This is a genomic window from Bradyrhizobium nanningense (assembly GCF_004114535.1).
GTDB lineage: Bacteria > Pseudomonadota > Alphaproteobacteria > Rhizobiales > Xanthobacteraceae > Bradyrhizobium > Bradyrhizobium nanningense.
Genome location: NZ_LBJC01000080.1, coordinates 42,254 through 63,065 on the forward strand (window position 1 = coordinate 42,254; position 20,812 = coordinate 63,065).

General features: G+C 64.7%; 17 protein-coding genes. 10 read left to right on the forward strand and 7 right to left on the reverse strand.

What is annotated here, in order from left to right; genetic code table 11:
• Nucleotides 1–48: 48 nt before the first annotated feature.
• Nucleotides 49–1,071 carry an LLM class flavin-dependent oxidoreductase gene (locus tag XH84_RS36395; RefSeq protein ID WP_128919210.1) on the reverse strand — a complete coding sequence of 341 codons (1,023 nt, stop codon included), beginning with the start codon at nucleotides 1,069–1,071 and terminating at the stop codon, nucleotides 49–51.
• A gap of 123 nt (nucleotides 1,072–1,194) precedes the next feature.
• Nucleotides 1,195–1,659, reverse strand: a complete 465-nt coding sequence (locus tag XH84_RS36400; RefSeq protein ID WP_128919211.1) for a hypothetical protein — start codon at nucleotides 1,657–1,659, stop codon at nucleotides 1,195–1,197.
• 290 nt (nucleotides 1,660–1,949) lie between these two features.
• On the opposite strand from XH84_RS36400, the gene XH84_RS36405 reads away from it, so the two are divergent.
• Nucleotides 1,950–2,771 carry a hypothetical protein gene (locus XH84_RS36405; protein WP_128919212.1) on the forward strand — a complete coding sequence of 274 codons (822 nt, stop codon included), beginning with the start codon at nucleotides 1,950–1,952 and terminating at the stop codon, nucleotides 2,769–2,771.
• Here the strand turns inward: XH84_RS36405 and XH84_RS36410 are convergent.
• The 5 genes from XH84_RS36410 to XH84_RS36430 all read right to left on the reverse strand — a co-directional run bounded on the left by XH84_RS36410 (nucleotide 2,762) and on the right by XH84_RS36430 (nucleotide 8,610).
• Complete coding sequence (locus XH84_RS36410) at nucleotides 2,762–3,445, reverse strand: class I SAM-dependent methyltransferase (RefSeq protein ID WP_128919213.1); 684 nt, start codon at nucleotides 3,443–3,445, stop codon at nucleotides 2,762–2,764. The genes XH84_RS36405 and XH84_RS36410 overlap by 10 nt on opposite strands.
• A gap of 26 nt (nucleotides 3,446–3,471) precedes the next feature.
• Nucleotides 3,472–3,930: an Rrf2 family transcriptional regulator gene (locus XH84_RS36415; protein ID WP_128919214.1), complete on the reverse strand. Its 459-nt coding sequence runs from the start codon at nucleotides 3,928–3,930 to the stop codon at nucleotides 3,472–3,474.
• Nucleotides 3,931–4,111: 181 nt separating this feature from the next.
• Nucleotides 4,112–6,133: a YgiQ family radical SAM protein gene (locus XH84_RS36420; protein ID WP_128919215.1), complete on the reverse strand. Its 2,022-nt coding sequence runs from the start codon at nucleotides 6,131–6,133 to the stop codon at nucleotides 4,112–4,114.
• Between the two features lie 368 nt (nucleotides 6,134–6,501).
• A complete protein-coding gene (locus XH84_RS36425; RefSeq protein ID WP_128919216.1) occupies nucleotides 6,502–7,188 on the reverse strand; it encodes a GntR family transcriptional regulator in 687 nt (228 codons plus the stop codon).
• Nucleotides 7,189–7,197: 9 nt separating this feature from the next.
• Entirely contained in the window at nucleotides 7,198–8,610 is a 1,413-nt protein-coding gene (locus tag XH84_RS36430; RefSeq protein ID WP_128919217.1) for an FAD-binding oxidoreductase, read from the reverse strand.
• Nucleotides 8,611–8,789: 179 nt separating this feature from the next.
• Here XH84_RS36430 and XH84_RS36435 point away from each other — a divergent pair, with 179 nt between their 5' ends.
• The 9 genes from XH84_RS36435 to XH84_RS36475 all read left to right on the forward strand — a co-directional run bounded on the left by XH84_RS36435 (nucleotide 8,790) and on the right by XH84_RS36475 (nucleotide 20,767).
• On the forward strand, nucleotides 8,790–9,674 hold the full coding sequence (locus XH84_RS36435; RefSeq protein ID WP_164936226.1) for a dihydrodipicolinate synthase family protein: 885 nt from the start codon (nucleotides 8,790–8,792) through the stop codon (nucleotides 9,672–9,674).
• Nucleotides 9,675–9,887: 213 nt separating this feature from the next.
• Complete coding sequence (locus tag XH84_RS36440) at nucleotides 9,888–12,212, forward strand: TonB-dependent siderophore receptor (RefSeq protein WP_128919219.1); 2,325 nt, start codon at nucleotides 9,888–9,890, stop codon at nucleotides 12,210–12,212.
• A 2-nt stretch (nucleotides 12,213–12,214) separates the two neighbouring features.
• The gene (locus XH84_RS36445; RefSeq protein ID WP_128919220.1) at nucleotides 12,215–13,393 is read left to right on the forward strand and encodes a PepSY-associated TM helix domain-containing protein; all 1,179 of its coding nucleotides are present in this window, start codon (nucleotides 12,215–12,217) and stop codon (nucleotides 13,391–13,393) included.
• 164 nt (nucleotides 13,394–13,557) lie between these two features.
• Entirely contained in the window at nucleotides 13,558–14,841 is a 1,284-nt protein-coding gene (locus XH84_RS36450; protein WP_128919221.1) for a DUF1963 domain-containing protein, read from the forward strand.
• Nucleotides 14,842–14,931: 90 nt separating this feature from the next.
• The gene (locus XH84_RS36455) at nucleotides 14,932–16,164 is read left to right on the forward strand and encodes a rhodanese-like domain-containing protein (protein WP_128919222.1); all 1,233 of its coding nucleotides are present in this window, start codon (nucleotides 14,932–14,934) and stop codon (nucleotides 16,162–16,164) included.
• A gap of 318 nt (nucleotides 16,165–16,482) precedes the next feature.
• Entirely contained in the window at nucleotides 16,483–17,727 is a 1,245-nt protein-coding gene (gene serA / locus XH84_RS36460) for a phosphoglycerate dehydrogenase (RefSeq protein ID WP_128919223.1), read from the forward strand.
• Between the two features lie 82 nt (nucleotides 17,728–17,809).
• Nucleotides 17,810–19,471 (forward strand): tannase/feruloyl esterase family alpha/beta hydrolase, encoded by a 1,662-nt coding sequence (locus XH84_RS36465; protein ID WP_164936227.1) that lies wholly within the window; start codon nucleotides 17,810–17,812, stop codon nucleotides 19,469–19,471.
• A gap of 48 nt (nucleotides 19,472–19,519) precedes the next feature.
• Nucleotides 19,520–19,984, forward strand: a complete 465-nt coding sequence (locus tag XH84_RS36470; protein ID WP_128919224.1) for a MarR family winged helix-turn-helix transcriptional regulator — start codon at nucleotides 19,520–19,522, stop codon at nucleotides 19,982–19,984.
• 12 nt (nucleotides 19,985–19,996) lie between these two features.
• The gene (locus XH84_RS36475) at nucleotides 19,997–20,767 is read left to right on the forward strand and encodes an enoyl-CoA hydratase (protein ID WP_128919225.1); all 771 of its coding nucleotides are present in this window, start codon (nucleotides 19,997–19,999) and stop codon (nucleotides 20,765–20,767) included.
• Nucleotides 20,768–20,812 lie beyond the last annotated feature (45 nt).

The following is a 20,812-nucleotide window of genomic DNA, read 5'->3' on the forward strand; positions in this document are numbered from 1 at the left end:
AGCGTATGAAGTCAATCGCGACTTCTGGTCGTGCAGTGCCGACTCATGTCAACGCCACCCAAGCGCCGGCGCCACATGCGTCAGGATCGCCTCGATCGCATGCGCGCAATAATCGACGCCGAGCTGGTTCGGGATCGTCAACAGCAGGGTATCCGCCTCGGCGATCGCCTCGTCCTGCCTGAGCTGCTCGATCAACACCTCCGGCTCCGCCGCATAGCTCCGGCCGAAGATCGCGCGGGTCTGCGGGTCGATGAAGCCGATCTGGTCTTCGCCGCCGCGCTCCCCGCCGAAATAGGCGCGGTCGCGGTCGTTCATCAGCGCGAAGATGCTGCGGCTGACGGACACGCGTGGCTCGCGGGCGTGGCCGGCTTCCTTCCACGCGGCGCGAAAGCTGCGAATCTGCGCCGCCTGCTGCACGTGAAAGGCTTCGCCGGTCTCGTCGTTCTTCAGCGTCGAGCTCTGCAGATTCATGCCGAGCTTGGCCGCCCACACCGCGGTGGCGTTCGAGCCGGCGCCCCACCAGATTCGCTCGCGCAGGCCCTGCGCATGCGGCTCGAGGCGCAACAGCCCCGGTGGGTTCGGAAACATCGGCCGCGGATTGGGCTCCGCAAACCCTTCGCCGCGCAAGAGGTCGAGGAAGACCTCGGCATGGCGCCGGCCCATGTCGGCATCGCTCCGCCCCTCGGCCGGGAGATAACCAAAGTAGCGCCAGCCGTCGATCACCTGCTCGGGCGAGCCGCGGCTGATGCCGAGCTGCAGCCGGCCGCCGGCAATGAGGTCGGCACTTCCGGCGTCTTCCACCATGTAGAGTGGGTTCTCGTAGCGCATGTCGATCACGGCCGTGCCGATCTCGATCCTGCTGGTCTTGGCGCCGACGGCCGCGAGCAGCGGAAAGGGCGAAGCGAGCTGCCGCGCGAAATGGTGCACGCGGAAATAGGCGCCGTCGGCCCCGAGCTGCTCGGCCGCGACCGCAAGCTCGATCGATTGTAGCAGCGTGTCCGCCGCCGAGCGGGTCTGCGATTGCGGCGAGGGGGTCCAGTGTCCGAAGGAGAGGAATCCGATTTTTTTCATGGACGCAACGTATGCATGACCGGAAGAATTTGCGAGGCGTCGGCCGAGAAAGATGGCGACAAGGCGTATGGGCCGCAAGCCCCCCTGGGCGAAAGCAGGCAGGGGTTTGGGCTTGCGGTGTCCTCAGATCTCGCAACCGGTCAAATTCAGCGCTTTGAGCAAGCCGCCAAACGCCTTGAGCCGACAGGGCTCGGTCTCGCCGGCGGCCTTTGCACCCTGAACATTGGTCGTCCGCTTGGCAACAATTGCCTTTGGCTTCGGCTTGGGGCGTTCGGCGGCCGCGATCGTCTTTGCATTGCGCCGATGACGGACGACCGGTTCCGGCGTGGTCGAACCGACTTGGATGTCTCGCGGAGCAACGGAATTATCGACCGGAGCAACCTGTGTCGGCATCGCGCTGCTCACGGCGGCAACATCGAGGCGATCGGCCTTCGGCAACGCGTCATGGGAAGCAGAGACGCTTGCGCCCTGCTCGGCAAGCGGCGGGGCGATCGCGACGGCGCGACGCGGTGGTGCGCTCAGCTCCATTGCCGACAGTACGCCTGCACTCAACAGGATGAGGAGGCCCAACAACGCCATCTTCAGCATAATGCGCCTCTAACCCGGGGTTAGCGCCGCCGAAAATTCTCCGCCGCAATAAGGCAACTTGTCGGCGGCAGCCGACGTGCGGCCAACCATTTCCCAACAGGGTTAATGTCGGTGATGCGTCTGCAGCCGCGGAGAATGCCACCGCTCACGTCGGTGAGCCGAGTTCGTATATGAACCATTTGAATTGTAACCCCGACCAAGGGTCGGAAGAGGGTTCGGGGAAATAGCGACAGGCCGAATCCCGACGCCCTGGAAGCGATCGGGCGGGTGAAGAAAGCTTTGAGCCCAAAATGATGAGCTATCGAGCTATGCGGAAGCGCTCAATCTTCAATGGAGGGCAATTCGGAGTCGATGGTCGAAAGGCGCTCTTCCTGGTGCTTCTCCTTTTCGCGATCCCCGCGCACGACTGCTCCGCGCAGACACCTCCGCCTCCAGACCGCGAACATGCGTTCGAGCACGTGCCTCCGACGGTCGTGAAGAGATTGGTGACCCGCTTCTCGCTGGGCGCATTCGCCGGCCGCTTCGAGAAGACGCGGCTCGGCGCGGTTCGCGAAGCCGTGGGCAAAGGGACCATCCAACACCAAGGTGACGCCGGAGATAGTGTCTATTGGTTGTGCTATAGGCGCGCGCAGCATCGACTATGGATCGTGTCCAGCGGAGAGATGGGCGGCCCGGACCATCTCGTCACAGAAGTCGTTGAAGAGCGCACCGAGAACGACACCGAGACCTCGACCGATTGCGCCATCATCCCGGAAAAGTTCGCGCCCCTCGTCTTCGACGGCAAGCTGCATTTAGGTATGTCGCGTTCGGAGGTCGTCACAGCGCTGGGACCGCCGTCGAAGTCGGAAGCGGCCCAGATGGTTCTCACCACGGAAAGCTCGCAGACGGTTTTGATGAGACCGCATGGCTCATTCTCCGATTTCGTGAGGACAGGCTCGTGTCCATGCGTGGCGGCAAGACCACGACGAATTGAAGTGGCTGCTCTGCTCAATCTGGCGCTAAAAGAAACGTTGTCACACCGCCTCATTCGCGGGGCAAGGAATCATGTCCACACACGCCGGCGCATCCGGCTCTGGCATGAATCCCCGGCCGTCGTGATGTCTCACGCGTAGGCCACCCAGCCGCGGAAGGCGAAGCCGGTGTAGAACAGCGTAGGATCGGAAAAGCCGGCCTCGCGCAAGATCACCTCGTCCTGCGCCGGTGCGAGAATCTCCAGATGGTTGGTGACGGCGTTCCGCGCGGCCGCAGCCTGCTCGGGCTCGACGCCTGACGCCGCCAGGAACGCGGAGTAGCGCGACAGCCACAGTGGGCGCTCCTGCTCGCCATCGGGCGCGCTCAGATGCGCGACCACGAACGGCGCGCGCGGCTTGAGCCGGCGGCGGACCTCCGAGGCGATGCGGCGCCGCTCGGCGACATCGACGAAGTGCAGGGTCAGCAGGCAGGTGGCACCGTCGAACGGTCCCTCCGGCGCATCGTCGATATAGCCTTGATGCAGGCGTGCACGTGGTGCGAGCGATCCCAGGGTTTGCCCGGCCAGCGCCAGCATCGCCGCGGACGGATCGACGCCGTCGAAGCGCCAACCGGGATGTGCTTGCGCAAACGCTTTGAGCTCGAGGCCGCCACCCGCGCCGAGGACGAGCACCTGCCCATCGCGGGGGACGCTTTCGGCGAGCAGAATCGCCGTCATGGACTGCATGGCGTCATAGCCCGGCACGAAGCGCCGCGGCCCCTCGGTGTATCTCGCCACGAATTGCGGATCGGAGAATGCGGCTTGAATGTCGGTCATGATGTTGTCCCCGTGACTGGAGCCGTTCACGCGCGATGCGCGCTGATGTCGTGGATCTTTCGGGACCCGAGCCGCTTGCGAAGATCTTCGCCCAGCATCGCCAGCGTCACCTCGCCGAGCCGCGCCAGCAGCAGCGCTTCCGCATCGTCAAAGGCCTGGTCGAGCGCGGCATTGACGGCCTGCTCCACCAGACAGCCGGGCGACTCGGTCCGGTTGCCCATGGCCAGAAGCGGGGGATTGCCGAGCGCGGCATAGACATCGCGCAGCGTCACCTTCGACAGGTCGCAGGCAATGGTCCAGCCGCCGCCGTGCCCCTTCTCGGAGCGCACGTAACCGATCTCCCGCAGGCCCGCCATGATGCGGCGGATCACCACCGGATTGGTGTCCATGGCCCTGGCCAGGGTCTCGGACGTGAACGGCCCCGGTTGCTGCGCCATGTGCAGGAGAATGTGGAGAACGCCGGAGAGTCGGGAATCTCGTTTCATGTAACTTTACATGTTACGTGATGGCGGCGAAGTCAAGCGGTCTGCGCGCACCCAGAGATCAGCCGGTTTATACGCGTCCTAACCCATTGATCCCGCTCATGCCGTCTACTGTGCATGGGGTTGTTTTCGACAATTCTGTCTCGGAGACGCGACGCGCGAGGCAAGCCGGAGCGCTTCGCGCCTACTTCATCACCCGCAGACCTTTGGTCGTGAACTTCTGCGTCTTGCCGCCCGGCCGCACCGGCCGCCGTGTGCCGGCCGCCTTGCCGGTGCCGGGCGGCTGGTGCGCCGGCACGAGCTGATAGGGCTGTGAGCCGATCAGATCGCGGCGACCCATCTCGATCAAGGCCTCGCGCAGCACGGGCCAGTTGTCGGGATCGTGGTAGCGCAAAAACGCCTTGTGCAGGCGGCGCTGGCGCAGGCCCTTGATCGCCTCGACCTTGTCGCTGCCGCCGTGGCGCACGCCGCGCAAGGGATTGACGCCGGTGTGGTACATCGCGGTCGCGGTCGCCATCGGCGAGGGCAGGAAGGTCTGCACCTGATCGGCGCGATAGCGGTTCTTCTTCAGCCACAGCGCGAGGTTCATCATGTCCTCGTCGGTCGTGCCCGGATGTGCCGCGATGAAATAGGGGATCAGGTAATATTTCTTGCCGGCCCGCTCGGCCGCTTCATCGAACATCCGCTTGAACTTGTTGTAGGCGCCGATGCCCGGCTTCATCATCTTGTCGAGCGGGCCGCGCTCGGTGTGCTCAGGGGCGATCTTGAGATAGCCGCCGACGTGATGGGTGACGAGCTCCTTGATGTATTCCGGGCTCTCGACCGCGAGGTCGTAGCGCACGCCGGAAGCCACCATCACCTTCTTGATGCCTTTTGTCTCGCGCACCTTGCGATAGAGCCGGATCAGATCGTCATGCGAGGTGTTGAGGTTCGGGCAGATCTCGGGGAAGACGCAGGACGGCCGCCGGCACGCGGCTTCGACCTTCGGGTCCTTGCACGCCATCCGGTACATGTTGGCGGTGGGGCCGCCGATGTCGGAGATTACGCCGGTGAAGCCCGGCGTCTTGTCGCGGATCTTCTCGATCTCGCGCAGGATCGATCCTTCCGAGCGGTTCTGGATGATGCGGCCCTCGTGCTCGGTGATCGAGCAGAAGGTGCAGCCGCCGAAACAGCCGCGCATGATCGTCACCGAGAACTTGATCATGTCCCAGGCTGGAATCTTCGCATCGCCATATGACGGATGCGGGGCGCGCGCGTAGGGCAGGTCGTAGACCGCGTCCATCTCGTCGCTGGTGAGCGGGATCGGCGGCGGGTTGAGCCAGAGATCGCGGTCGCCATGACGCTGCACCAGCGGCCGCGCATTGCCGGGGTTGCTCTCCCGGTGCAGCACGCGCGACGCCCGCGCATAAGCTTCCTTGTCCTGCTCGACCTGCTCCAGTGCCGGCAGCCGGATCACGGTCGCGCCCTTCTGGCGCGTGGCGCCCTCGTCGGCGGAATCGAGATCGTCGGCATGCAGCTCTGTGTAGTCCGCAGGAACTTTGCGAAACAGCGCGACGCCCCTGATGTCGTCGAGCGCGCGCGGCGCTTCGCCGGCGGCGAGCCGCTGCGCGACTTCGACCACGGCGCGCTCGGCATTGCCGTACAGCAGGAGGTCGGCCTTGGCGTCGGCCAGCACCGAACGGCGCACCTTGTCGGACCAATAGTCGTAATGCGCGATCCGGCGCAGCGAGGCCTCGATGCCGCCGAGCACTACGGCTACGTCCTTGAACGCCTCGCGGCAGCGCTGGGCGTAGACGACAGTGCAGCGGTCCGGCCGCTTGCCGCCTTCGCCGCCGGCCGTATAGGCATCGTCATGGCGGAGACGTCGATCCGCGGTGTAGCGGTTGACCATGGAATCCATGTTGCCGCCGGTGACGCCGAAGAACACTTTTGGCTTGCCGAGCACCTTGAACGGCTCGGCCGAATGCCAGTCCGGCTGCGAGATGATGCCGACCCGAAAGCCCTGCGCCTCCAGCAATCGGCCGATGATCGCCATGCCAAAACTCGGATGGTCGACATAGGCGTCCCCGGTCACCAGCACGATGTCGCAGGCGTCCCAGCCGAGCGCGTCCATCTCGGCGCGACTCATGGGAAGGAACGGCGCCGGCTTGCGCGGCTGGGCTTGCGCCATCAGGGGCTTTGCGGCGGTGGCGATCTGGGTGTCCATGGGGCGTAGGCATAGGGCTCTCGGCCCGTGAATTCAACTGGCGGTCATTCCGTTATCGGACTGCGTGGCTCCATCCGACGGCCTCACATGCGAATCGCTGGAACCAACTGCCGCCGGGAACATTGACGCGAGGGTCGGCGTGGCCCGGCTCGTGCGCGCCTGCTCAATCCGCAATCCTGCCTCGATGGGGCGATGGGGGAGCTGTGAGTACGGTCATAGAGAACTTGCTGTCGCGAAAGCAGAAGCTCGTGGAACAGCTCGAAAAGGCGCCATCGGTCGAGGATCGCGACAAGATCGAGCACCAGCTCGAACAGATCAACACCGCGCTGGATTTCCTGGACAGGCCGGGACGGCTGGACGCGAAATAGTCACGCTCGATCCACTTCGGGCGTCTCCACCCTCAAGGCCTTGGCATAGACCACGCCCGAATTGGTGATGTGCGTGGTCATCGATTCTTCGAAGGCGGCGAGCTCGCCGCGCGCGAACAAATCGAGCAGCTTGCGATGCTCGTCGAACGACGTGCGGGTGCGCACGTCGATCGGCGAGGTCAGATTGGTGCGAAGCGCGGCGACGCGGCCGGAGACCAGCTGATAGGATTCGGCGAGGTAGCGGTTGCCGCAATGGGCGAACAGCGCCTCGTGAAAGACGGCGTCGGCGCGGCCATAGGCGACGTTGTCCTTTGCCACAACCGCCGGCTCCATCGCCGCGATCGCCTCGCTCATCGAGGCGACCGCACCGTCGCGATCGTGACGATAGGCGAGCTCGGCGGCCTTGGGCTCGAGCGCGATGCGGAAGGTGCAGAGCGCATTGATGTCATCCGCACTCGGCGTAAAGACAAAACTGCCGACTTGCGGCCGGATCACCACAAGGCCTTGTGCCTGCAACTGGCCCATGGCCTCGCGCACCGGGGTGCGGCTGACGCCGAAGGAATTGGCCACCATCTCCTCGGAGATGGCGGCCCCTAACGCGAACTCGCCGTCGATGATTGCCTGCCGCAGCCGCTGCATCACCCGCTGCGACAGCGATTTCGGCGTATCGAGCTTGAGCGAGCGCATTGGCGTTTCTCAGATCACCTTGCCGGGATTGAGCAGCTGATCGGGATCGAGCGCCGCTTTCAGCGTCCGCATCAGCGCGATCTCGGCTTCGCTGCGGGCATGGCCCAGCCATTTCTTCTTCAAGGTGCCGATGCCGTGCTCGGCGGAGACGCTGCCGCCGAGCTCACGGACCAGACCGTAGATGATCGCGTCCATCTCTTCCTTCGGCTGCTGCTCGACGGGAAGGCCGGTGACCCAGGAGACGAGGTGCAGATTGCCGTCGCCGATATGGCCGTAATAGACGCTCTCGCAGCCCTTGATGCCGGAAGCAAGCGCCGCCTTGCAGCGCGTAGCGAACTCGTCCATCCGCGCCACCGCAAGGCCGATGTCGTAGGAGATATGCGGCCCCAGCACCTGGCCGAACTCGGCGCAGATGTCGCGCACGCGCCAGAAGGCCTGCGTCTGCGCCAGTGATTGCGCCACGGCGGCATCCGCCAGCAGCCCGCGCTCCATCAGCTCCTCGAGCCAGGCCTGGAAGCGCGGCGCGTCCACGCTCTCGTCGGTGCCCTGTGCTTCCACCAGCACGTAGAGACCGTGGCCCGCGGCGATCGGCGGCTTCACGCCGGCACGATTCGTGATCACGTCCCAATAGTCCGGCCACATCACCTCGAAAGCCGACAGCAGCGGGCCGAGCCCGCTGCGCGCCGCGCCGAGCAGCGCGACCACCGCGGCATAATCCTTCAGCGCGCACAGCGCGGCCATGGTCGAGCGCGGCTTCGGGAACAGCTTCAGCACCACGCGGGTGATGATGCCGAGCGTGCCTTCGGAGCCGATGAAGAGGTGCTTGAGGTCATAGCCCGCGTTGTTCTTCATCAGCTTGTTGAGGCCAGTGATGATGGTGCCGTCGGGCAGCACGACTTCGAGGCCGAGCACCAGCTCGCGCGTCATGCCGTAGCGGATCACGCGGTTGCCGCCGGCATTGGTCGAGAGATTGCCGCCGATCGCGCAGGAGCCGCGCGAGCCGAGGTCGAGTGGAAAGAAGAAGCCGGCTTCGTCCGCGGCCTTCTGGATCGTCTCCAGCGGCGTGCCCGCTTTCACCGTCATCGTTGCGGAGGCAGGATCGATCTCCTCGATGCCGGTCATGCGCTCCAGCGAGATCGCGACCCAGCCGGCTTCGGGCGAGGCGCCGCGGCACAGTCCGGTCAGTCCGCCCTGCGGCACGAACGGCAGACGCGCCTGTCGGCAGGTCGCAATGGCGTCGGCGACACCTTGCGCGTCCACGGGTCGGATCACCGCCAGCGGCGCCTGCGGCAGGCTTGCACTCCAGTCGTTGCAATTGCGCGCCGGCACGTCGGTGCCGATCAACACCGCGGCTGCGCCGAGCTTGTCGCGCAGGGCGCCAAGCAATTGGTCGGGGTGTCCGATGGGGGTCACCATGTTCATGCGAGACCTCCTCAAAAGCTGGCTGCGCCTGATGTGCGCGATTGCGGCGGAAAGAGTTTGCGTGTCGCTTGTATGTAAGGTACAAGACGAAAAGTAAAGCAAAAACAATGACCGATGAAGCTTCGTAAGATCGTTGAAGATCAATGGCTTAGTTCGGGATCGAAGCAAAGGGCAGTGTGATGACCGAGGCAATTCGCGGGTTCTGGGTGGCATCGGCGACGCCGCTGGCGACGGACGGCAGCGTCGACGTAGCGAAGCTCGCGGCTCACGCCAAGCAGCTCTTCGGCAAGGGCGTCGACGGCGTCGTGCTGTTCGGCACCACGGGCGAGGGCACCTCCTTCAATGTCAGCGAGCGCATCGCGACCATCGAGGCCGTGCTCAAGGCCGGCGTCGCCCCGGAACGCATCGGCATCGGCGGCGGCTTCCCCGCCATCACCGACAGCATCGCGCTCACGCGCGCCGTGCTCGGCCTCGGCCTGCGTCACGTCCTGTTGCTGCCGCCATATTTCGATCGCAGCGTCACGGGCGAAGGCATCGAGGATGCCTTCGCCGCGATCATCGACGGCATCGCCGACGATCGGCTGCGCGCCTATCTCTATCACATCCCGCAGACGTCGGGCGTTGCGATCCCCACCACCGTCGCTGCGAGCTTGCGCAAACGTTACGGCAAGGTGGTCGCGGGTCTGAAAGACTCCAGCGGCGACTTCAAGCAGTTCCAGGCATTCCGCACTGCCGCTCCCGAGCTCGCCATCACCGTCGGCAACGAAGCCGATATCGCCCGCGCGATTGCCGCGGGCGGCGCCGGCACCATCTGCGGCATGGCCAATGTCGTGCCCGAGCTGGTCAAGGGCATGGTCGACGGCAAGGTTGTCGAAGCGCGCATGCAGGCCGCGATCGACGTCGTACTGAAGACGCCGTCGTTCACTGCCACGCTGAAGGCGATCCTTGCGGCGCAGACCGGCGATGCCGCGTGGCTGCGCGTGCGCCCGCCGCTGCGCGCCTCGTCGGACGGCGCCGCGTTGAAGCGCAAGCTCGACGAGTCGACGGCGCCTGCCATCGCGTGAGGCCGCACAAAATCGTGATACGTCGCCACGAATTTCGCGCGCGACGTGTCGCAATGGGCTCGATGGCAATTGGAGATTGCCGTTTGCTGCCGCTCAGGTCTTAGAACCATTCAACACTAGAGCGATTCAACTCCGGCTGCGGTTCTCTTCGCGCACCGCGTCTGTTAGACGCGCCAGCTTCAATGCTGCGTCTGACCTGGAAGTGAATCGAACGTGCCTGCTCATCTGGACGGCCTGTACGTCAACGGCCGTCGAACTCACGCCGGCAAGAGCCGTGCGGGTCTTCTCATCGGAGCGGCCGTGCTGCTCGCCGAATGCCCCTCCAACATGACGATCGCGCAGGCGCAATCGGCCCTGCCGCCGGTAACGGTTGAGGCACCGGCGCAGCGGCCGAAGCCGGCGCGCGCGTCGGACCAGGCTTCACGCCGCACGCAGACCGCCGCGCGCCAGCCCGATCGCAATCCCGCGCCCGCTGCGCCGACTCTCTCCGAGCGCGCTGCCGCCGCAGCTGCCGCGCAACAGGAGGCGAAACTCGGCTATCGCGCAATGCCGAGCGCAACCACGCTGCGCACCGGAGCCTCGCCGCTCGATACCTCGCAGACCGTCAACGTCGTGCCCGCGCAGGTGTTGAAGGATCAATTGCCGCGCAACGTCGACGACGCGCTGGTCAACATCAGCGGCATCAGCCAGGCCAACACGCTCGCCGGGACCCAGGACGCAGTGATCCGCCGCGGCTTCGGCGATAACCGCGACGGCTCGATCATGCGCAACGGCATGCCGCTGGTGCAGGGCCGCAGCCTGAACGCCGCAGTGGATAGCGTCGAAGTGCTGAAGGGACCGGCTTCGCTGCTCTACGGCATCATGGATCCCGGCGGCATCGTCAACACCATCAGCAAGCGTCCGGAGCTCTACCAACACGGCTCGGTCACCCTGCTTGGCTCGACCTACGCGAACAACCGCAGCGGTGCTGACGGCACGCTCGACATCACCGGTCCGATCGGCGACGGCGGTCTCGCCTATCGGTTCATCGGCTACGGCGTCAGCGAAGATTATTGGCGCAATTTCGGCCGCCACCGCGAGATGCTGGTGAACCCATCGCTTGCCTGGTACGGCGACACCACGACCGTCCAGCTCACCTATGAGCACCGCGAATTCATCACTCCGTTCGACCGCGGCACGGCCTTCGTCAAAGGCGCTCCACTGGCGATCCCGAAGACGCGCCGGCTCGACGAGCCATTCAACAACATGTGGGGCACTTCCGACCTGGTGCAGGCCTCAGTCGAGCAGAAGCTCGACGACAATTGGAAGGTCACCGCGGCCTACAGCTACAACACCGAGACTTTCAGCGCGAACCAGCTTCGTATCACCAGCGTCAACGCCACGACCGGTATTGAAACCCGCAGCAACGACGGTACGCGCAACTCGCTGAGCAACGCCAGCTACGGTACCTCCTATCTGCAAGGCGACGTTTGGGTTGGCGGCTTCCGCAACGAGATCCTGTTCGGAGGCGAGGCGCTGTATCGCACGATCGATCGCCACGATCTGATTCGCCAGGCGACTCCCAGCTTCAACTTCTACAACCCGGTTTATGGACTGGTCGCGCCGGGCACGACCGTTTCGGCAACCGACAGCGAGCAGACCGACAAGCTCGGCACCCGCAGCTTCTTTGCCCAGGATACGTTCCACCTGACCAACTGGCTGTCCGTGGTCGGTGGTGTGCGCTGGATGGAATATGAGCAACTCGCGGGAAAAGGGCGCCCCCTCTTCGTGACCGCCACCAATCTGGCAGGCGACAAGGTTCTGCCGCTCGGCGGCGTCATCTTCAAACTCAACGACCAGCTCTCTTATTACGTGAGCTATACGCAGTCATTGAAGCCGACATCGGTCATCCCGCCTTTCACGGCCGGCTTCGTTGTCGATTCCACCATTGCGCCCGAAGAAGGAACGCAGTGGGAGACCGGCCTGAAATTCGACGTCAACAAGCGGCTGTCTGGCACTCTGGCGCTCTACGACATCCAGAAGAAGAACGTGCTGGTGCTGGACGACATCGGCGGCGGCAAGTCGGCGGCGCGCACGTCCGGTGCGGCCAGGTCGCGCGGCGTGGAACTGGACGTGACCGGCAGGCTGACCGACGAATGGAGCTTGATCGGAAGTTACGGCTATACCGACGCACGGCTGATCAATGATCCCGTTGTTGGCAATGCCAAGCTGTTCAATGCTCCAATGAACACGGCTTCGCTCTATCTCGTCTACGATTTCGGCGACAGGCTCCCCGGACGCCTGCGGCTTGGCGGAGGCGCGCATTATGTCGGCGATCGGGCAGGCGACTCTGCCAACACGTTTTTCATGCCGGCCTATACCGTGGCGGACATTTTTGCCACGTACGACACCAAGATCGATAGTCTGCCCGTGACTTATCAGTTCAATGTCAAGAACCTGTTCGACAAGCTCTACTATACGTCCAGCACCGGGAATGCCTTGAACGTCGCCATCGGCGATGCGCGGCGCATCTCGCTGTCGGCCACGGTGAAATTCTAGCCATGGCAGTACGGCTGGGACACACGATCAAGGCGGTCCTGTTCCAGGTCCATTCCGTCGCGGGTCTGGTTCTGGCGTTGCTGCTGTCCCTGATCGCGCTGACCGGCGCGATCATGAGTTTCGAGGACGAGATCGTCGATCATCTCAACGCCGGCATCATGCAGGTCGCGCCGCGTCAGGCCCCGCCGCTGATGCCTGACGAACTGGTTGCGCGGCTGATAGCGGCGCAGGACCTCGGCAAGGTCGCTGCCGTCACGCTGTCGAGCGATCCATCGGCGGCGGTTCATGTCCGCTTCGGCCGCGACGAGCAGGGCGGATGGCCGGCTTCGCTCTATGTCGATCCCTATGACGCGCACGTGCTGGGCTCGCCGCGGGGCGAGGCATTCTTCGCGACCGTGCGCCGGCTGCATCGCTGGCTGCTCATTCCCGGCGACCGCAAGGGCTGGGGACGCCCCATCACCGGCACCATCGCACTCGGCCTGATCGTCATGCTGGTCACGGGCCTCGTGCTGCGCTGGCCGCGGCGGGCGGGCAGCGTGAAGATGTGGCTGAAGCCGAACCTCGCGCTCGGTGGGCGCGCCCTGCAACGGTCGCTGCACACCGTGATCGGCACCTGGGTCCTGCCGGTCTATCTGGCGATGACGCTCACCGGCCTGTATTTCTCCTTCGAATGGTACAAGGACGGCGTGACCTGGCTGCTGGTGCGTCCGCACGTCACCGCAGCGAAGATGCCCGCAAAGTCGCCCCGTGCGGCCAACTCCGAGCCGGTGCGGCCAATCGGATTCGATCAAGCATGGACGACGTTCCAACGCGAGGAGGGCGACCGGTTCTCCAAGGCGTTGCTGACACTGCCGGCGCAGGGTACGACGTTGCGCATCCGGTCATGGGGGAAAGCCTCGTTGCTGGAAACCACGCGCGATGAATTCCGCATCGACACCGTTACCGGGCAACTGGTCTCCGCGGAGCGCTTTGCCGACAAGACGTTCGGCGAGAAGGTCATCGCGGCCATCTACGACATCCATCGCGGCGAGATCCTGGGTTGGCCAGGCAAGCTCGTCTTCATGATCGTCGCGATCACAATGCCGCTGTTCTTGGTCACCGGCATTTTGCTCTATCTGTCGCGCCGTAGGCTGCGGCGTCCGGCGCAGCCACCGCTCGGGCGGCTCGTTCCCGGCGAGTGAGCGGACGAGGCGGTCGCCGAGAGGCCTGATGACAACTTGGTCTCTTGGGCCGAGGCCAGTTACTCCAAGCGTCGCCATCACAGCCAAGCAAGGAAATCCTTGTCTCGGGCGTTAGAGAATGGTTCCCTCCACACGTTGAGGTCGTGTACGGGAGCCCTTCAGCAATGTCGGAACGAGACGAACTTGAAGAGACGGCCCGGCCTGCCGTGCTGGTCAGGCGCAGCGATCTGCCCGTGCCATTGGAGCACTCGGCCCGAAGTTTCTTCGGGGGGCTTCCCAAATTGCCTCCGCGTTTCGATTGGCCCACCGCAGACGTCACGGCCTATAATTCACCAGAGACTGTTGCACTGACATTCGTGGCCCAGATCGACTTGGCCGAAGTGCCAGGGGCCGGTTGGTCACCGCTTCCGACGCGGGGTACGCTTTATTTCTTCTGTAGTTCTGTGTTCGTTGGCGAGGGACACCCGCCGTGTCGCGTCCTCTACAGCCCAACCGACGGCAATGCGTATCCCGACCGCCAGCCACCACCGGATCTGATGCCGTTGGCTGGCAGCGACGGTGACTACCAAGTCAGATGGCTCAATCCCGACGTCGATTTCCATTCCAAGGTCGAATTCAAATATCCGGTTGCCTTCCGGCTGTTCCGTGATTTCTACTTTCTGGAAGATGCCGTCGGAGGCGAACTCATGATCAAGGAATTATGTAAAGCGCTAGGTCCAGGCGAGCCGCATCAGAATGATCTGCTTCAGTTCCGAAGCGTGGACAACTATCAGAAGGATGAGAATTGGCCGTTCAATTGGCTGCTGATCGCTTGCGTGGTTCGGTCGGTCTTATCGAATGTCCAGTGCGACCTGACGAACGGATATTACGGCAAGCCACCCACCGAAGAAGCAATCGTGGAACCGAAGCGTTGTCGTGCCGGGGCTATAGGGTGGCTCGAACGGTGTCGGGATCTGACTCCACTGGATGATGTCGATGCGGGCACGAAGGCAGCGTTCAGGTCTTGGTGGTTCGACATCGTGCAGGGCTACGAGAAGTTGGACAGGCAGGTAACCACTGGTGTCGGCCGAATCGCGGAAGACCTTGGTAACGCCATCAACTATACGATCCGTTGTATGGCGACGCACGATGTCGACGCTGTCGATGACGCTCCATTGAGTTACGTTGCAAATCTCGTGCGACAAAATCGTTGGACGGCGCCGACGGCTGAACAGGGGCAACGCCGCCATTTCCACACGGCGATTCATCAGATGCTGGGGTATGGCAGCTCATGGCAGGATGCGACCGAGGAGCATCTGGAAGATATATTGCTGCTTCAGATCGAGGGCGATCTTGCCTTTTTCGATTGGCACTCAGATATCGGCGGCGTGCTTCATTTCTGGATCGATCCCGATGCGCTTGCTCAAGGCGATTTCTCCCAGGTCGTCGCAACATACCAATGCGACTAGCCTGATCTCCGCATGTGCTTCTGGCTTATTGCTGGCCAACGCTACCGCAATGGTTCAAAAGGTCCCTGTTCTCTTCGCAAGGCCCGCACAATGAAGCTCCCGACCGTCACTCCCGCCGGCATCCGCCGCGCCCTTCTGCTGCGCGAAGAAATCGCGCTGCTCGATCTCAGATACGAGGCCGGCTTCGCGACGGGACATCCGTTGTTTGCCGCCAACATGGTCGCCGACCGGATCGCGATCGAGGCCGAGACGAGGCTGCCGCGCAAGGATGTGCCGATCGTGCTCTATGATGACGGCGAAGGGCTGTGCGCGAGCGGCGCCGAGCGTCTGGCCGCGCTCGGCTATACCAATGTCAGCGCGCTCGAGGGCGGATTGAAGGCCTGGCGTGCGGCGGGCTATGAGGTCTTCGAGGACGTCAATTCCTATTCGAAAGCGTTCGGCGAATTGGTCGAGGCGCGGCGCCACACGCCTTCATTCAGCGCCGACGAGGTGGCAAAGCTGATCGCCGAGAAGGCCAACATCGCCATCCTCGATGTCCGCCGTTTCGACGAATATGCTACCATGAACATTCCGGGCTCGGTCAGCGTGCCTGGCGCCGAGTTGGTGCTGCGGGCAGGGCAGGCCGCTCCCGACCCTGAAACGATCATCATCGTCAATTGCGCCGGCCGCACCCGCTCGATCATCGGCACCCAGTCGCTGATCAATGCCGGCGTGCCCAACAAGGTGCGCGCGCTGCGCAACGGCACCATCGGCTGGACGCTAGGGCGGCATACGCTCGATCACGGTGCCGACAGGCGCGGGGAGATCGGGCCGTTCGAGGGCGGCCCGGCCAATGCGCGCGACGTCGCCTATCGCGCCGGTGTCCGTCATATCGGCGCGCGCGAGATGGCTGCGCTTGTCGCGCAGACGGATCGCACGCTCTATCGCTTCGACGTGCGCGACGCCGAGGAATATGCGGCCGGCCATCTCCCGGGCTTCCGCCATTACCCCGGCGGCCAGCTCGTCCAGGAAACCGACATGGCCGCGCCTGTGCGCGGGGCACGCATCGTCCTGACCGACGACAGGGGCGTCCGCGCGGACATGACGGCGTCCTGGCTGGCGCAGATGGGCTGGGAGGTCTATGTGCTCGAGGGCGGCTATGACAGCGCGCTCGAGGTCGGCCCGCCGCGCGTGCTGCCCAAGCCCGATCCGGCCCATCGCTACCGCCGTCCTTATGAAGGTACCGACGTCGCGCAAGCTGCGATGCAAGCCTATCTCGACTGGGAATATGGCCTCGTCGAGCAGCTCCGCCGCGACGGCACGCACGGGTTTTACGTGATTTGATCCTATTATCCGTCACCCCCGCGCAACGGCGAAGCCGTTGCCGCTGGAGGTGGCCGCTTCTTCAGCGGCCCTCGAAGGGCGACGGCCCGGCTGGCACCTCGGCCGTTCATCCTTCGAGGCTCCCGGCGCGATGCTGCGCATCGTGCCACTCGCACCTCAGGATGACGGAATGGCTACTGTGCGTGCGAGAATGACGGAGCTGGTGGGATGCCAAGCATCTCACGCACCGCCATTTTCTTCCCGTATCTGCCCCCTATTGTGCTGCGCATCGTTCGCGGTCTATGAGCTGCGGCAAAGCTCATCATCTACGGAGACACCATGTCAGCCCCAGGCCAAAGCCCTGAGCGGAGCGCGAAGGCGCTGCTGCTCGAAGGCGTCAATGATAGCGCTGTCGACCTTTTCAAGGGCGCGGGCTTCACCAATGTCGAGCGGCTGACCAAGGCGCTGGACGGAGAGGTGCTGCGCCGGGCGCTCGACGGCGTGTCGCTGCTCGGCATCCGCTCGCGGACCCAGATCACCGATGAGGTGCTGGCCGCTGCCGACCAGCTGCTCGCGGTCGGCTGCTTCAGCGTCGGCACCAACCAGGTCGATCTTGCGGCGGCGCGCAAGCGCGGCATTCCCGTGTTCAACGCGCCGTTCTCCAACACGCGCAGCGTCGCCGAGCTCGTGATCGGCGAGATCGTGATGCTGCTGCGGCGGATCTTTCCGCGCTCGGTGTCGGCCCATGCTGGCGGCTGGGACAAGTCGGCGACCGGCAGCCGCGAGGTGCGTGGCCGCACGCTCGGCATCGTCGGCTACGGCAATATCGGCTCGCAGCTCTCGACGCTGGCAGAAGCCATGGGCATGCGCGTGATCTATTTCGACCGCACCGACAAGCTCCGTCACGGCAACACCGAGCCGGTCGAGCGACTGCAAGAGCTGCTGGCGCAGAGCGACGTCGTCAGCCTGCACGTGCCGGAGACGCCGGAGACTGCGGGCATGATCGGCGAGAAGGAGCTGCGGGCGATGAAGCCAGGCTCGTTCCTGATCAACAACAGCCGCGGCACCGTGGTCGATCTCGACGCGCTCGCGCGCGCCTTGCGCGATGGTCATCTCGCCGGCGCGGCGATCGACGTGTTTCCGGTCGAGCCCTCGTCGAATGCGGATCGCTTCAAGAGCCCGGTGCAGGGCCTCGAGAACGTCATTCTCACCCCGCATATCGGCGGCTCGACCGAGGAGGCGCAGGAGCGCATCGGCGGCGAGGTCGCGCGCAAGCTGGTCGACTATTTCATCACGGGCTCGACCATGGGCGCGGTGAATTTTCCGGAGGTGCAGCTGCATTTGCGTCCCTCCGGCGCGCGCTTCAGCCATGTCCATCGCAACGTGCCCGGCATGCTGCGGCGGCTCAACGAGGTCTTCCTCCAGCGCGACATCAACATCGCCGCGCAATATCTGGAGACCGCCGGCGATCTCGGCTACGTCGTGCTCGATGCCGATCTCGGCGGCCAGGATTCCGCCGCGCTGCTGCAGCAGATCCGCAGCCTCGACGGCACGATCGGCGCGCGACTGGTGTTCGAGCACTAGCGCGTCATTGACGGCTGCTCGGAGCTCGCATTGAATGCGGCCTCCGGTCGATTTGAACAAGAACACAAACGGGGTGGAAACGATGACGCTGACAAGAGCGAAGCGGTGCGCATGGCTCGTGGGCATGGCGGCGGCCCTGAGCGCGAATTCCGCTTTCGCGCTCACCCTGGCGGAGGATGCAGAAACGGTCTGCAAGGGCCTCAATGGCGGGACCGATGCCGTGAAGATCGATTCCGCAACGTTGCAGGCGCCCTCGCAGCTCAGTGTGGCCGAACGCGGACCGACGCCGTCCGGGCGCATCGCGCCGGCCAATCCAGCCTTCTGCAAGGTGCTCGGCCATATCGACCCCGTCGACCCCAAGGCGCCGCCGATCAGATTCGAGGTCAACCTTCCCGTCGAATGGAACGGGCGCTCGGTGCAATATGGCGGCGGCGGATTCAACGGCGTGCTGATCACCGGCCTTGCGCTGCCGCCGGCCTATCCTTTCGACAAGCCATCGCCGCTGGCGCGCGGCTTCGTCACTTACGGCACCGATTCCGGTCATGAGACCAAGCAAGGCGAGGCGCCGCAGGTCTTTGCGCTGAACGACGAAGCGTTCGAAAACTTTGCCCATCGTGCCTACAAGAGAGTGCGCGATGCCGCGGTCGCGCTGATGCAGCGCGCCTACGGCAGGATGCCCGAAAAGATGTACTTCATGGGCTCGTCCGAGGGCGGCCGCGAAGGTCTCACCATGGCGCAGCGTTATCCCGACGATTTCGACGGCATCCTTGCCCGCGTGCCTGTCATCAACTGGGTCGGCCTGCAGCACGCCGGCACGCGTTCGGGTCTCGTCACCATGGGCGCGGGCTGGATCAATCCGGCGCAGGTGAAGCTCGTCGCCGATGCCGTGCGGGCGGCGTGTGACAAGGCCGACGGCTCCGACGATGCGCTGGTGCAGGATCCCGTCGGTTGCAAGGCCGCATTCAAGGTCGAGACGCTGCGCTGCGAGGCCGGTAAAGCGGGTGATCAGTGTCTCACCGACGCGCAGATCACGGCGATCGAGACGCTGCACGGAACCTACAAATTCCCGTTCGCGCTCGCCAACGGTCTCGACGATTATCCGGGCTGGGGCGTCTCGGGCGAGGACACGCCCGCGATCGGCCCGACCGGCGGCTGGACCGCGTGGTGGCTCGGCACCGCGCCGCCGGCCCAGCCGCCCGCGCCCAACAACGGCATCGCCTGGATCTACGGCGCCGGCGGCATTCAATATGTGTTCGCGCGCGATCCCAAGCTCGACGTCACCACCTACAAGGTGGAGGAGCACAAGGCGCGGCTGCTCGAGGTGTCGAAGCTGATGGATTCGACCGACCCCGATCTCGGCCGTTTCCGCGCGCGCGGCGGCCGTCTAATCATGCTCGAGCACATGGCCGACTACGCCCAGAGCCCTTATGCCGGCATCCGCTATTTCGAGAGCGTCGAACGCAAGCTCGGCAAGGCCGAAACGGCCGAGTTCGCTCGGCTCTACACCGCACCCGGCGTCGACCATGTCGGCTCCGGCGCGCCGGCCAATGTCGACATGCTGAGCGTGCTGGTCGACTGGGTCGAGAAGGGCAAGGCGCCCGGCGATATCGAAGTTGCCGAGCAGAAGGTCGAAGCGCCGTCGTTCACGACGTTGCGCGCGCTGCCGCTGTGCCGCTGGCCGGCCTGGCCGCACTACAAATCGGGACCGGTGACGGAAGCGGCAAGCTTCACCTGCGCGCCGTAGCGAAACGGCTCGTTTGACATCCTCCTCGCGCCCGGCTAGATATTTCGCATGCGAAATAAAAGCACCGACGCGCGGCATCATCGGCTGGTCTATCTGCTGAGCGTCGCCCAGCGCCGCTTGCAGCGCTGGATGGCGGCGCGGCCGGACAACGAGGTGACGCCGGCGCAGGCCGGGCTGTTGTTCATTCTCGGCAAGCAGGACGGCATCCTGATGGGCGAGGCCGGCGCGGCGCTCGACATGGGGCCGGCCGGCATTTCCGGCCTCGTCGATCGCACCGAGGCTGCGAAGTTGATCGAGCGGCGGGCCGATCGCGAGGACGGACGTGCCTGGCGCATCTGGTTGACGCCGAAGGGACGCGCCGTGCTGGCGCAAGCGAAAGCTGGCGCGGCCGAGGTCAACGCGGCGCTGACGGACGGATTCACGGCTGCCGAGATCGATATCGTCGCGCGCTGGCTGACCAGCATTCAGGACAAGTTTCCAAGACCTCCAGAGACAAGAAGTTCACACGAATAAAAGGAGAGACCCATGACCGAGCATGTCCGGATCGAGACCAACGGCGGCATTCTCACCCTCACCCTGGCGCGCCCCGACAAGAAGAACGCGCTGACCGATGCGATGTACGGCAAGCTTGCCGACGCCATCGAATCCGCCGAGCTCGATCCGTCGGCTCGCGTGATCCTGATCCGCGGCGAGGGCGACATGTTCACCGCCGGCAATGACGTCGGCGAATTTGCCGCGGTCGCAGCCGGCAAGTCCGAAGGCAGCCGCAACGTCATCCGCTTCATCCAGTCGCTGGCGCGCTGCACCCGGCCGCTGATTGCGGCGGTGCAGGGCCGTGCCGTCGGCGTCGGCACCACGATGCTGCTGCATTGCGACCTCGTAGTGCTCGCCGACAACGCGCAATTGTCGACGCCCTTCGTCAGTCTCGCGCTGGTGCCGGAAGCGGCTTCCAGCCTGCTGATGCCGGCGCGCATCGGCTATGCCCGCGCCTACGAAATGTTCGCGCTGGGGGAGACCGTGCCGGCGCAGGCTGCGCTGCAATGGGGCCTTGCCAACCGTGTGGTGCCGCTCGACACGCTCGATGCCGAGGCGCTCGCACTGGCGCAGCGCATTGCCCGGCAGCCGGCCGGCGCCCTCACGGCGACCAAGCGCCTGATGCGCAACGGCGAGGCGCTGGTTGCGCAGATGCAGGCCGAAGGCGAGCAGTTCGCCCAGCGCCTGCGCACCGCCGAGGCGCGCGAAGCATTCACGGCTTTTGCCGAGCGCCGGCCGCCGGATTTCACCAAGGTGGCGTGAGCGGACGCGGCCTGCCGGGAGGAGCGGCGGGCACAACCGCAGGTA